Origin of the sequence: Labrys sp. 22185 (genome assembly GCF_052045555.1) — a bacterium.
GTDB lineage: Bacteria > Pseudomonadota > Alphaproteobacteria > Rhizobiales > Labraceae > Labrys > Labrys neptuniae.
Genome location: NZ_JBQEPH010000001.1, coordinates 784,386 through 796,523 on the forward strand (window position 1 = coordinate 784,386; position 12,138 = coordinate 796,523).

The following is a 12,138-nucleotide window of genomic DNA, read 5'->3' on the forward strand; positions in this document are numbered from 1 at the left end:
CATCGGGAGCGAGCGCTCAGTTCCGGTTGCCGGTGAAATCCATCCGGTCGGATGCTGAAATCACTGTATGGAACGTTGGAAGATGTCCGTTGTCAGTATGACCGGCTTTGCCCGGGTGGAAGGACAGACCGGTGCGAACCGCTGGGCCTGGGAAATCAAGACCGTCAATGGCAAGAGCCTCGACGTCCGCTTCCGGTTGCCGCCCGGATTCGATGCGCTGGAGGCATCGGCGCGCGCCGCCTTGGGCGCCGCTTTTGCCCGCGGCTCGTGCCAGATCGGTTTGTCGTTGAAGCGCGACGCCGTGGCGCCGGTGGTGCGTATCAACCAGGCGGTGCTCGACGCCATCGTCTCGGCGATGGCCGAGGCCTCGCACAAGGTGGATGCTGCGGCTCCACGCCTCGATGGCCTTTTTGCCATCAAGGGGGTGCTCGAGGTCGAGGAGCAGGAGGAGGACGAGGCCGGACGCGTCGCGCTGCAGGAGGTCCTGCTGGAGGGGTTCGCCAGGGCCGTAGCCCAATGCGCCGAGATGAGGCGGCGGGAAGGGCAGGCGCTCGCCCGCGTCCTGCTCGGCCGTATCGACGAGATCGAGGCCCTCACCCGTGAGGCGGACACCAATCCAGCGCGCCAGCCCGCGGCCGTGCGGGAGCGGCTTGCCGCCCAGATTGCCGCCCTGCTCGACGCCTCATCGTCGCTCGACCCCGACAGGCTGCACCAGGAGGCGATCCTGATGGCAGCCAAGGCCGACATCCGCGAGGAACTCGACCGGCTGCATGCGCATGTTGCCGCCGCTCGCGATCTGCTGGCCAAGGGCGGCCCGGTGGGACGGCGCCTCGACTTCCTCGCGCAGGAGTTCAACCGGGAAGTCAACACCCTTTGCTCCAAGGCGAATGATGTCAGCTTGACCGCGACCGGTCTTTCTCTCAAAGCAGTGGTCGAGCAATTCCGCGAACAGGTTCAGAATATCGAATGAGTAGCACTGCGTCCGTTCCCCAGCGCCGGGGCCTCCTGCTGATCGTTTCCTCGCCCTCCGGTGCCGGCAAGACTACGCTGACACGCCTTCTTCTGGCCGAAGACAAGTCGATGCATCTGTCGATCTCGGTAACGACGCGGCCGCGCCGTGGCAGCGAGATTGACGGCGTGCATTATCGCTTCATCGACGCCGGTAGTTTCGAGACCATGCGCGAGAAGGGCGAATTGCTGGAATCGGCCAAAGTACACGGTAATTACTACGGCACGCCGGCCGGGCCGGTGGAAGAGGCCCTGGCCGCCGGGCGTGATGTCCTGTTCGATATCGACTGGCAGGGCACCATGCAGATCTACAACAAGATGAGGCCGGATATCGTCTCCGTCTTCGTCCTGCCGCCGTCGGTGGCCGAACTCAAGGCGCGGCTGGAGCGGCGGGCCGAGGATAGTCCCGAGATCATCCTGCAGCGCCTGCAGAATGCCCGCGTCGAGATCAGCCACTGGACGAAATATGACTATGTGCTGGTCAACACCGACCTGCAGACGACCTATGCCAAGCTCAAGGAAATCCTCGACGTCGAACGCATGAAGCGCCAGGACAAGTCGCAGGTCGGCCAGCTGGTTGATACGCTGAAGGCCGACCTCGACGCACTCACACGCGGGCGCTGACGCTACTTCAAGGCATGCGCCAGCGCGACGAAGGCGGCGACCGGGACTTCCTCGGCGCGCATCTCGGGGCGCAGGCCCGCATCGGCCAGCGCGGCCGCGAGGTCACCACCAAGACCTTTGAGGCTCTGGCGCAGCATCTTGCGCCGCTGGCCGAAGGCGGCCTGCGTGATCCGCTCCAAGGCTGCCGGTGTACAGGGCAGCGGCGCCGGGCGGGGGCGCAGATGCACCACAGACGAGGTGACCTTGGGCGGTGGCACGAAGGCACTCGGCGGCACGTCGAAGACGATTTCCGCTTCCGTCCGCCATCCGGCCAGGACCCCGAGGCGGCCATAGGCCTCGTCCGCTTCGGTGGCCACGATGCGCTCGGCAACTTCCTTCTGGAACATCAGCGTCATCGACTGGAACCAGGGCGGCCAGGGCTCGGTCTTCAGCCAGCCGATCAGCAGGGGAGTCGCCACGTTGTAGGGCAGGTTGGCGGTGATGCGCACCGGCCCGTCCAGTCCGGCGATCAGCGCCGGCCAATCCGCTTCGAGAGCATCGCCGGCATGGACCGTCAACCGGCCGGGATAGTGGGCCGCGATTTCGGCAAGGGCCGCCAGGCAGCGCTCGTCGCGTTCGACGGCGACCACATGGCGAGCGCCGCAGGCGAGCAGAGCGCGGGTCAGGCCGCCGGGACCGGGGCCGACCTCCACGACATTCACCCCCTCCAGTGAGCCGCCCGCACGCGCGATCTTGGCGGTGAGGTTGAGGTCGAGCAGGAAGTTCTGGCCGAGGGACTTCTTGGCCATCAGCTCGTGCTGTCGGATGACCTCGCGCAGCGGAGGAAGGTTGTCGATCTGGGCCATGGTCAGCGGGACATCCTGTCGGCCAGCGCCAGGCTGGCAAGGAAGCTTGAAGGGTTGGCCTCGCCGGTACCGGCAAGGTCGAAGGCCGTGCCATGGTCGGGCGAGGTGCGTATGAAGGGCAGGCCCAAGGTGACGTTGACGGCCTCGTCGAAGGCGAGCGCCTTCGCCGGCGCCAGGGCCTGATCGTGATACATGCACAAGGCGACGTCGAAGCCCTGGCGCGCCCGAGCATGGAACATGGTGTCGGCGGGCAGGGGACCGCGAGCGTCGATGCCGGCCGCTCTCAGCCGGGCGATTGCGGGCGCGACGACGGCGTTGTCCTCCCGGCCCAGCGTGCCATTCTCGCCGGCATGCGGGTTGAGACCGGCGACCGCGAGCCGCGGAGCCGTGATGGCGAAACGGGCCTTCAGATCCTGGGCAACGATCAGCCCGGTCTCAAAGATCAGCTCCTCGCTGAGGGCTGCGGGCACCTCGGCCAAGGGAATGTGAATGGTCACCGGCACCACGGCCACCGTTTCGGACCAGATCATCATCACCGGCTTGCCGTCATGGCCCCAATGGCGGTGCGCCAATTCACCCAGGAATTCGGTATGGCCGGGATGGCTGAAGCCGGCGCGATAGAGCACCTCCTTCATGATCGGAGGTGTGACCACGGCCCGGGCCTGCCCGCGGCGAACAGACAGCACGGCGCGTTCGATCGACTCGATGACCGCGGCGGCACCGGCGACATCGGGCCTGCCGGGCTGGTCAGGGGCGGGATTGGCCAAGGGAACCACAGGAAGGCCACGTGCGAAACCTGCGAGTGCGCCGGCTTCGTCGGTCTCGACGATGGCCAGATCGAGACCGATGCGCCGAGCACGGTCCGACAACAGGCCGGGATCGCCATAGACGAAGAAAGGCGCGGCTTCGCGGCGGGCTGAGGCTGCCGTCACGATCAGTTCCGGGCCGATGCCTGCCGGTTCCCCCATGGTCAAGGCAATTGGCAGCGAGGACTGTTCGGTCGGCATGATCAGGTCAGATGAGCTCGCTTGCATGAGCGGGCCAGCCCCGGGCGGGGCAGGCCGGCTCGCTTCGTCTCAGAAAGTCTTCAGATTGCCGTAGCGGTCGGTATAGCTGCTCGGCTTGGTGACATTGAGATTGTCGAAGTCGTTGTTCCAGATCTTGTCGGTGAATTCCTTCGGACTGCCGCTGACACCCAGGCCGCGCAGCTGCAGCTGGAACTGCACCGTGGTGTCGTATTTCAACGACGTGGTGTCATAGGAGCGCGAGACGCTCATGCCGAGTGCAATGCAGGCGTCGACATAGGTCAATCCGGCATAGCTAGATGAGAATTTCTTGGTCCTCATGTCGTAGAGAGCGCCGGCACTGGCAATCCAGTTCTCGCTCAGCTTGAAGGCGGCCTTGCCGTTGATGCCTTCGCGATCGTCGAGTCCCAGCAGGGGCTGGGCATCGTAGCGTGCATAGATGATGTCGGCCTTCAGGCGCCCGATCGTGCCGAGGGCGCCGACCTCGAACTGCCGCATGTCCCAGTTTTTCTGGTCGAAGCGGGCACCCGACAGGATCGCGAAATTGTTTACCGGCTGCAGATAAACACGCGCGACATAGTCGGAAATGTTGCGATCCAGGCCCGATTGCAGGCCCGTATTGGCCATGTCGCCCCTGGTGAAGGAATTGGTGCCGCCGAAGGAGTAGGACTGGCCGAACATGGCGTTGTAGTAGCCGCCGCCATTGGTGGTCAGCGAATATTGCAGGCCAGCATTGACGCGAGAGCCATCCTCGGCCCGATCATAGCCGGAATACTTATCCCAATCGAACAGGTTGGTGTCGTCGAAGATCAGGCTCTGGGCGTCTTCGTTCGGGAAGACGCCGCTCTGCATCGCCTTGGGGCGCAGGATGACCTGCGCGATCGGTTCGATGATCTGCGTGCCCCAATCGGATTGCGAGATGAAGGGGTAGCGATAATCGAGGCCGATGGCCGGTACCAGGCGCGCCGCAGTGTCGTTCTTCTTGTTGCTGACGAACTGGTCGGCCGGATTGCCGTCGAGCTGGGTGAAGCCAAGATCGCCGCGAACATAGGCGAAGGGGGTCCACTGCTGCCCATAGGTATCGGTGAAGGTCTTCTTCCAATAGGCATTGATCGAGGCGCGCGTATAGGTGCCATCGATGCCGCGCTGCAGGCAGTTCGTCCGCGTCTTCGGCGTGAGATTGTCGCAGTTGTAGCCCAGGATGTTGTCGAAGGCGGCCTGCTGGCGGGTCAGGCTGGTCAGATTGAGGTTCCAGCCGAGTTCGCCGCCGAAGACCGGGCGGTCGACGATGTAGTCATAGTCGAGCACAGGTGCGACGACGGGCAGCTGCTTCTGCACGTCGGCCGTGGTTAGGCCCTGAAAATAATAGGCGCGCAGATCGAACCAGGATTTGGTGCCGACGCCGGTCAGATAGACGGTGGAGGTTGCCTCCGTCTTGCCCCGCAGATTGTCGAGGCGGTAGTCGCGCCAGTAATATTTGTCGCTCAGCAGCGAGCCGTCCCAGCCGAAACGCCATTTGTCGTTCAGCCAGAATTCACCCTTGGACGAAATCGAGCCACGCCAGTTCGGCCTGCCGATATCCTCATTGGCGAACTTGTCCGGGTCGCTGATGAAGGCGCCCGACGCCATCACCGAATAGGCGCCGTTGAGCGTACGATGGCGCCATTCGATCTGGCCCGTCGGACCCTGGCTGCTGGCATAGCCGGGCGTCAGGGTCAGATCGTAATTGGGTGCGAGGTCGATGAAATAGGGCAGTTCGAGGCCGTAGCCGATCCGCGAGGAGTGGAAATAGCGCGGCGTGATGAAGCCGCTCTTGCGGGTGACGGACGGGTCGGGGGTCGACATATAGGGCAGGTAGGCGATCGGCAGTCCGAAGAACTCGAAGCGAGCATCTTCGAAATAGATCATCTTCTCCTGCTGGTTGTGGATGACCTTGACGGCCTTGATCTGCCACAAAGGCGGCTTCTGCGGATTGTCGGCACAGGGCGAGCAGGCCGAATAGACACCGTTCTGGAACACGGTGACATTGCCGCCGGTGCGCTCGGCCCGGTTGGAGGCGATATAGAGTTCGTCCGCCGTCACCATCTTCAGCGAATTGACGAAACCGTCCCTGAAATCGTCGGTCAGGTCGAAATTATCGGCATAGGTCTTGGTGCCGTCGGCTTCGGTGATGACGACATTGCCATTGGCCCGCACGCGCTTGGCCTTGCGGTCATAGACCACGCGGTCGGCCTGCAGGGCGCGGCCGTTGTAATAGATCTGCACCGTGCCGATGGCGGTTACGACCTCGTTGTCCTGGTCATACTGCATCTCCCTGGCCTTGAGGACCATGTTGGAGCTGCCCTGACCTCCGGCACCATCGGAACGCGCACCCAAGGGCCCGAGCAGGTTCTCCTGGGCATGGGCTTTCGACGGCAACAACGCAAACGACAGCGCTGCAACCGCGACGGTGGTGCACAGCATGGTCGTAAGGAAGTGGCGAGCTGATACGCGCATCAGCCATCCTCCTGGTTAAGCAACACGGTAAATCCGATCAGGGCCGCAATGGCAGCCGGAGTCCAAGCGGCGACGGCCGGCGCAACCAGCCCCGCAATGCCCAGATCCTTGGCCATTTTGGTTACGACATACAGCAAGAAACCCGCCCCGATTCCACTCAAGATCATCACACCAATACCGCCAAGGCGCGCAAACCGCAGCGATACCGTCGCGGCGATCAGCACCATCGCCACGAGCAGCAGGGGACGAGCTAGAAGCGTCTGATATTGCAACCGGTAGTCATTTGCATCAAGTCCCGCGGCGCCCTGTTGTGCGATTGATGACGGGAGTCTCCAGAAAGACACGCTGTCCGCAGACACCGCAAATTTCTGGTCAACCTGGGACTTGGTCAAATTACTAGGAAAATCAATGCTTTCCGACGTTTTGACCGGTTGGTTGGGAATGAATTCCTGGACGTTGGATAGATGCCAGGCGCCCTTGTCAAGTTTTGCGGTATCGGCTTCCAGCCGCCTGACAAAGCGACCGTCGGCATCGAGGGCATAGATGGTAACGCCCGTCAGCGTGCCGTCGTCGCTGTTCTCCGCCGAAGTATGGATGACGGCCTGGCCGTCGCGGATCCAGCGGCTCTTGTCGTCGTCGCGGATCTGGCGGGCGCCGAAGACGCGGGTGTCGAGCAGGTCGCTCCTGGTCTTCAGCGCAGCCGAGAGCGGGTTGAAGGCAATTGCCGCAAGGATGCCGAGGAGGATGGCGCAGATGATCGGCGGAGCCAGGAATTGCCAGACCGACAGGCCGGCGGCGCGCATCACCACCAGCTCGAGCCGCAGGCTGAGATTGACGAAGCAAATGATGGCCCCGAACAGGAAGACGAAGGGCAGGGTCTGCTCGATGATGGACGGTGTTCGCAGCAGGGAGAGGGCCGCGATCGAGCCCACGGACACGCGGGGCAGGTCGCTGGCGCGCCGACTGGTCTCGGCAAAATCCAGTAGGAAGATCATGACGAACAGGAAGGCAAGCACGCCGAAAATGGCGATCAGAAAGCGCTTGCTGAGGTAGCGGCCGAGGGTGGAGGTCATGATCATGCGCGCGCCGTCCGGTTGGCGAGGCGCGAAGTCAGCTCATTGTACCAGTTCGTCACTCCGCGCGGCAGCGACAGGCGCAGATGGCCGGTGATCACGGCAAGGCAGATCAGAGAGGTCAGGATCGGCACGCCGAATGCGATATAGACGCCGCCGGCCGAATGCACGCTCAGGCTCTGCGTGGCGATGAAGCCGAGAATGCGCACCACCAGCACGCTCAGAATGGCAAAGCCGATCGCGCTGGCTCGCCCCTGGCGGGTGGTGCGTGCCTGGCCCAGGAAGGCAAGGGCGACCAGCATGAAGGCAATCGGATAGAGGGGAGCGGTAAACCGATCCACCAGTTCGCCGCGAATGCGGCCGCGTTCGGCCTGTCCCTTCATCTCGGATGGCTGGGTATTCCACAGTTCGCTGGTGTAGCGGTCGCGCGGCTTGTAGTTGATGGTGTCGTTGTCGTCGCGGGCGAGCTGCGAGAGGTCGAACTGATATTGCTCGAAGGTGACGATGGAGGCGTCGGAGGAAGCGCCGCCTTCCTGCTGCTGCAGCGAGCCGTTGTTGAGAACCAGCACCAGCCCCGTCGCCGTATCGACGATCTTGCCGGTTCCGGCGATGTAGGTCTTGGTCTTGCCCTTGTCGCGGGCATCCTGCACGAAAATGCCGAGCAGCGTCCCGTCGGGCTGGCGCTCACGGATATGGAAGGTGAAGCCGCGCAGGGCAGTGAACTGGCCTTCCTTGAGGAAGTGCTGCACCACGTCGGCCGCTGCCGCGACGCGCCAGGCGGTCAGCTCATGCTGGCTGGCGGGCTGGATATAGAGGGTGACGGCGGCAATTCCCGCAGCGACGAGACCAGTAATGCCGGCAAAGGGCGTGATCAGCCGGGAGGGGGAATAGCCCGCAGCGTTGAGGACGACGAGTTCAGAGCCGGCATTGAGCCGCTGCAGAAGCCACACGGCCGCCAGGAAGACCGCCAGCGGTGCGACCACCACCACCAGCGCCGGCAAGGCAAGCGAGCTGATGGCCAGGAAGACCAGCACGGACTGGCCTTGTGCCGTCATGACGTTGAATTCGCGCAGGGCCCCGACCATCCAGGCCAGAAGCGTCAGCACGACGAGGCAGACCAGGAAGGCAAAGCCAAACTGTCTGGCAATATATCGGCTGACGAGGTTCATTGCCTTTTCGGGTCTCCTACCCGTTGCTTGTAGCCTCGTGCTAGGCAGGAGGCGAGACGTTTGTATGGCAGGAGCGAGGCTGCGAGCGGATTGTTGTAGACATGGTTACGGATTGACATGCAAAAGTCCCAACAAGCCGTCAACCGCGCGGCAGCTTCCAAGCCGATTCCTTCTCCCCGAGCCATTGGCGCGGGGAGAAGGAATCGGCAGAATATCAACCGCTTGCAAAGTTTCTCGATAGTGTCCACGAATGGGCGATAATTGAGAAACTTCGCTTGGAATGGGCATTAATTATGGTTTCCGAATTGAAACTGTCTTTTTCAAAAGTCGAGAAAATTGCCGACGGCATTGCCGTCATATTCACAAATATCGATTTGGCGGTATCGCCTGAAACGGAAGCTGCTCTACCGGGTATCGGCAGTCTGGTCAAACGTGCGGCTTCCGCCGATAATTTCAAGGGGAAGGCGCTGACCTCCCTCGACATTCTTGCGCCCTTGGGCCTGACGGTGGATCGTGTGATCGTGGTTTCGCTCGGCAAGGCCGAGGACAGCGCCCGCACCGATTGGGTCAAGGCCGGAGGCAATGTGGTCGGCAAGCTGCCGGCTTCGGCAAAGTCGGCGACTGTGGTGCTGGACCTGCCGGATGCCGCCATCACCGCCGATCAGGTGGCTGACTTCACCCTCGGCGCCCGGCTGAGGGCCTACAAGTTCGAACGCTACAAGACGCGCAAGCAGGACGATGCGGCGAACAAGGTGCTGGAACTGACGATCGCCAGCAGCGTCGATGGCGCAGCCAAGAAGGCCGGCAAGTCGCGCGAGGCGATCGCCGACGGCGTCAGGCTCGCGCGCGACCTGGTCAACGAGCCCCCGAACGTGCTCTACCCCGAAGCCTTCGCCAAGCGGGCGGCCGAACTGGAGGAACTCGGCGTCGAAATCGAGATCCTCGACGTCAAGGCGATGAAGAAGCTCGGCATGGGGGCGCTGCTCGGCGTCGGCCAGGGCTCCGAGCACGACAGCCGGCTGGTGGTGATGCGCTGGAACGGCGCCAAGAATCGCGAGGCCAAGCCGGTTGCCTTCATCGGTAAGGGCGTAACCTTCGACACCGGCGGCATTTCCATCAAGCCGGCTTCCGGCATGGAGGACATGAAGGGCGACATGGGCGGTGCGGCCTGCGTGGTCGGGCTGATGCATGCGCTTGCCGCCCGCAAGGCCAAGGCCAATGTGATCGGAGCCATCGGCGTGGTCGAGAACATGCCGGACGGCAATGCCCAGCGCCCGGGCGACATCGTCACCTCGATGTCGGGCCAGACCATCGAGATCATCAACACCGATGCCGAGGGCCGGCTCGTGCTGGCGGATGTGCTCTGGTACATCCAGGACAAGTACAAGCCGCAATTCATGATCGATCTCGCCACCCTCACCGGGGCCATCATGGTGGCGCTCGGCCAGGAATATGCCGGCCTCTTCTCCAACAATGACGAATTGGCCGGGCGCCTCTTCGTGGCCGGGCAGACGACGGGCGAGCGGGTCTGGCGCATGCCGCTCGGCCCGGAATACGACAAGCTGATCGATTCCAAATTCGCTGACATGAAGAACACCGGCGGCCGCAATGGCGGGTCGATCACCGCCGCCCAGTTCCTGCAGCGTTTCGTCAACGAGACGCCCTGGGCCCATCTCGATATCGCCGGCACCGCCATGGGTTCGCCCGCCAGCGACGTCAACCGTAGCTGGGGTTCGGGCTGGGGCGTGCGCCTGCTCGACCGGCTGGTGGCGGAGCATTACGAGGGGTGAGGATCACGCTGTTCGGCACGCCTGACAGCGTCTATACGCGGATCATCCGGCTGGTTCTCGATTTGAAGAATGTCGGTCATGACTTTGTCATGGCTGACATTTTTGACGACAGGGGTATACCGGATGATTATGAACGGCGCCATCCGTTCCGGCGTATCCCGAGCATCGAGATCGATGGCACGGTCGTCTATGAGACCGACGCCATTGCCCATTATATAGAGGCACTGCTTCCCGATCCTTCGTTGGTGCCTGCGGATGCACGCACCGCGGCACGCATGCGTCAGATCATGCGCGTTGTCGATCATTACGCCTATCGACCGCTCGTCTGGGGAATTTACGTGCCGCTGTGGTGGCGTGATGGCACGATGCCCACTCGAGAGATGCTGGCGGAAGCGGAGACGGCATTGCGTGCCTTGCAAGAATTGGTGGGTGAGGGGGGCGTGGGACTTTCTCCCAACCTGGCTTGGTGCTACCTCGCGCCGGTCCTGGCCGTTGCCGACAGTGTCTCGGCCGGAAGCGAGTTGATCGCTCGCGTACCGGTTCTGAAAGAATGGTGGCATTCCGTGCGGAACGCGCCTGCCATGGTGAGGACACGCTCCCGGGAGAGCCACTATTGAGAAAGGCGAGGCGATGACGGAATTGCTCTTCTATCATCTGCAGAGAGCCCCGCTCGAACGGGTTCTACCGGGCCTTCTGGAAAAATCCCTGCAGCGGGGTTGGCGCTGCGCGGTGCAGGGGCCGCAGGAGCGGCTGCGTGCACTCGACGACGTGCTTTGGACCTATAATGACGAAGCCTTTCTGCCGCATGGGCTGGAGAGCGACGATGGTCCCGCCCAGCCGATCGTGCTGGTGACGCATGAGGGCAATCCCAACGGCGCTGCGATCCGCTTCCTCGTCGATGGCGCGCCCTTGCCGGCGGATGCCCCGAGCTATGAGCGCATCGTGCTGATGTTCGACGGCAATGACGCCGATGCGGTGCAAGGGGCGCGGGATCAGTGGAAGCAGGCCAAGGAACTCGGCTTTGCCGCGACCTATTGGCAGCAGAGCGACGAGGGACGCTGGGAGAAGAAGGCTTAGGCCAGGTCCGACCGGATCGGCGATCGATCTAGGTGCACTGCTGTCCCTCGGCCGACGAAGTTTCCTGGCTCTGCCCGAAATGCGCGCGGACATGGTCGATGAACGCGCTTGCCATCCAGGTGATCGGAAATTGGCGCGGTGTGATGATCGCTGCCTTCTGCGGGGGGAGCGCATCCTCGAGCTCCACGATGGCGAGCGGCAGGCCATCCTCGCTGACACCGGACCGGGAGCGTGTGGTCAGCAGCGCGATGCCGAGACCGTTGGCGACGAGGCCGCGTACCATGTCGATCGTGCGTGCTTCCATGCCCAGGGTGGGTGTCACACCCGCCTGGCGGAACAGCGCCAGGAAATAGTCGCGGCTGTGCGGCAGGTTGATGAGGATCAGGGGCCACGCGGCGACGTCCTGCAGCCGGACGCGACGCTTGTCGGCAAGCGGGTGACCGGCCGGAACGAGCACGTAGGGCTGGAATTCCGCGACCGTCTCGGCCGCGCCGGTTCGGCCGAGGTCGAGATCGTAGAGCAGAGCGACCTCGATCAGGCCATTGTCGACCAGCCGGTGCAATTCCTCGATGTCGCCCTCCCGCATCCGCACCTCGACATGTGGGTGGGAGTGGCGAAAGGCGCTGATGATCGGCGGCATGTGCAGCGGGCCCAGCGTGGTCAGGCAGCCGACGTCGACGAAGGTCTGGCGCCCGGACGAAACGCCGGGGGAAGCAGCCCAGGCATTGATCTGCGAGAGAATGGAGCGGGCTTCGGCAAGCTTGTCGCGCCCGGCCTGGGTGAGGACGAGGCCCTGAGCGTGGCGGCGCACGAACAGGGGCTGACCGACCCTTTCCTCCAATTGGCGGATCGCCACGGAAATCGCCGGCTGGGAGACATGAAGGGCGCGTGCCGCCTGCGCCGTGCCCTCATGCTCGGCGGCAGCCACGAAATAGCTCAGTTGGCGGACGGTGACCATGAATAGGAAAAACTTATTCTCTTAATGCAATAAGAATATTTGCCTTTATTCATGGGCTGTCAAATCCTGCGCA

11 protein-coding genes are annotated in these 12,138 nt (G+C 63.1%); 5 read left to right on the forward strand and 6 right to left on the reverse strand.

What is annotated here, in order from left to right; all coding sequences use genetic code 11:
- The first annotated feature begins 82 nt into the window (after positions 1-82).
- Together ACTJKX_RS03665 and gmk are read left to right on the forward strand one after the other, a co-directional pair.
- Entirely contained in the window at positions 83-970 is an 888-nt protein-coding gene (locus tag ACTJKX_RS03665) for a YicC/YloC family endoribonuclease (protein ID WP_440724405.1), read from the forward strand.
- A complete protein-coding gene (gene gmk, locus ACTJKX_RS03670; protein ID WP_311933171.1) occupies positions 967-1,632 on the forward strand; it encodes a guanylate kinase in 666 nt (221 codons plus the stop codon). Before ACTJKX_RS03665 ends, gmk begins: the two co-directional genes overlap by 4 nt.
- A gap of 2 nt (positions 1,633-1,634) precedes the next feature.
- On the opposite strand, the gene rsmA is transcribed toward gmk, so the two are convergent.
- The 5 genes from rsmA to lptF form a co-directional block, all read right to left on the reverse strand.
- Positions 1,635-2,477 carry a 16S rRNA (adenine(1518)-N(6)/adenine(1519)-N(6))-dimethyltransferase RsmA gene (gene rsmA / locus ACTJKX_RS03675; RefSeq protein WP_440724406.1) on the reverse strand — a complete coding sequence of 281 codons (843 nt, stop codon included), beginning with the start codon at positions 2,475-2,477 and terminating at the stop codon, positions 1,635-1,637.
- A 2-nt stretch (positions 2,478-2,479) separates the two neighbouring features.
- Entirely contained in the window at positions 2,480-3,484 is a 1,005-nt protein-coding gene (pdxA, locus tag ACTJKX_RS03680; protein ID WP_440724407.1) for a 4-hydroxythreonine-4-phosphate dehydrogenase PdxA, read from the reverse strand.
- Positions 3,485-3,553: 69 nt separating this feature from the next.
- Entirely contained in the window at positions 3,554-5,998 is a 2,445-nt protein-coding gene (locus tag ACTJKX_RS03685; protein WP_367625641.1) for an LPS-assembly protein LptD, read from the reverse strand.
- Positions 5,998-7,077 (reverse strand): LPS export ABC transporter permease LptG, encoded by a 1,080-nt coding sequence (gene lptG / locus ACTJKX_RS03690; RefSeq protein WP_440724408.1) that lies wholly within the window; start codon positions 7,075-7,077, stop codon positions 5,998-6,000. Before lptG ends, ACTJKX_RS03685 begins: the two co-directional genes overlap by 1 nt.
- Complete coding sequence (lptF, locus tag ACTJKX_RS03695; protein WP_311933166.1) at positions 7,074-8,240, reverse strand: LPS export ABC transporter permease LptF; 1,167 nt, start codon at positions 8,238-8,240, stop codon at positions 7,074-7,076. Before lptF ends, lptG begins: the two co-directional genes overlap by 4 nt.
- Before the next feature lie 293 nt (positions 8,241-8,533).
- On the opposite strand from lptF, the gene ACTJKX_RS03700 reads away from it, so the two are divergent.
- From ACTJKX_RS03700 to ACTJKX_RS03710, 3 genes are read left to right on the forward strand one after another with little or no spacing between them, the layout of a single operon-like run.
- On the forward strand, positions 8,534-10,030 hold the full coding sequence (locus ACTJKX_RS03700; RefSeq protein ID WP_415083726.1) for a leucyl aminopeptidase: 1,497 nt from the start codon (positions 8,534-8,536) through the stop codon (positions 10,028-10,030).
- Positions 10,027-10,647, forward strand: a complete 621-nt coding sequence (locus ACTJKX_RS03705) for a glutathione S-transferase family protein (protein ID WP_440724409.1) — start codon at positions 10,027-10,029, stop codon at positions 10,645-10,647. Before ACTJKX_RS03700 ends, ACTJKX_RS03705 begins: the two co-directional genes overlap by 4 nt.
- Before the next feature lie 13 nt (positions 10,648-10,660).
- Positions 10,661-11,107, forward strand: a complete 447-nt coding sequence (locus tag ACTJKX_RS03710; RefSeq protein WP_367625645.1) for a DNA polymerase III subunit chi — start codon at positions 10,661-10,663, stop codon at positions 11,105-11,107.
- Between the two features lie 28 nt (positions 11,108-11,135).
- On the opposite strand, the gene ACTJKX_RS03715 is transcribed toward ACTJKX_RS03710, so the two are convergent.
- On the reverse strand, positions 11,136-12,065 hold the full coding sequence (locus ACTJKX_RS03715; RefSeq protein WP_394309866.1) for a LysR family transcriptional regulator: 930 nt from the start codon (positions 12,063-12,065) through the stop codon (positions 11,136-11,138).
- Positions 12,066-12,138: the final 73 nt, after the last annotated feature.

What these genes read in the sequence shown, in the direction of transcription:
- ACTJKX_RS03665 (WP_440724405.1), top strand. Translation starts at nt 83, where the DNA reads ATGTCCGTTGTCAGTATGACCGGCTTTGCCCGGGTGGAAGGACAGACC.
- gmk (WP_311933171.1), top strand. Translation starts at nt 967, where the DNA reads ATGAGTAGCACTGCGTCCGTTCCCCAGCGCCGGGGCCTCCTGCTGATC.
- rsmA (WP_440724406.1), bottom strand. Translation starts at nt 2,477, where the DNA reads ATGGCCCAGATCGACAACCTTCCTCCGCTGCGCGAGGTCATCCGACAG.
- pdxA (WP_440724407.1), bottom strand. Translation starts at nt 3,484, where the DNA reads ATGCCGACCGAACAGTCCTCGCTGCCAATTGCCTTGACCATGGGGGAA.
- ACTJKX_RS03685 (WP_367625641.1), bottom strand. Translation starts at nt 5,998, where the DNA reads ATGCGCGTATCAGCTCGCCACTTCCTTACGACCATGCTGTGCACCACC.
- lptG (WP_440724408.1), bottom strand. Translation starts at nt 7,077, where the DNA reads ATGATCATGACCTCCACCCTCGGCCGCTACCTCAGCAAGCGCTTTCTG.
- lptF (WP_311933166.1), bottom strand. Translation starts at nt 8,240, where the DNA reads ATGAACCTCGTCAGCCGATATATTGCCAGACAGTTTGGCTTTGCCTTC.
- ACTJKX_RS03700 (WP_415083726.1), top strand. Translation starts at nt 8,534, where the DNA reads ATGGTTTCCGAATTGAAACTGTCTTTTTCAAAAGTCGAGAAAATTGCC.
- ACTJKX_RS03710 (WP_367625645.1), top strand. Translation starts at nt 10,661, where the DNA reads ATGACGGAATTGCTCTTCTATCATCTGCAGAGAGCCCCGCTCGAACGG.
- ACTJKX_RS03715 (WP_394309866.1), bottom strand. Translation starts at nt 12,065, where the DNA reads ATGGTCACCGTCCGCCAACTGAGCTATTTCGTGGCTGCCGCCGAGCAT.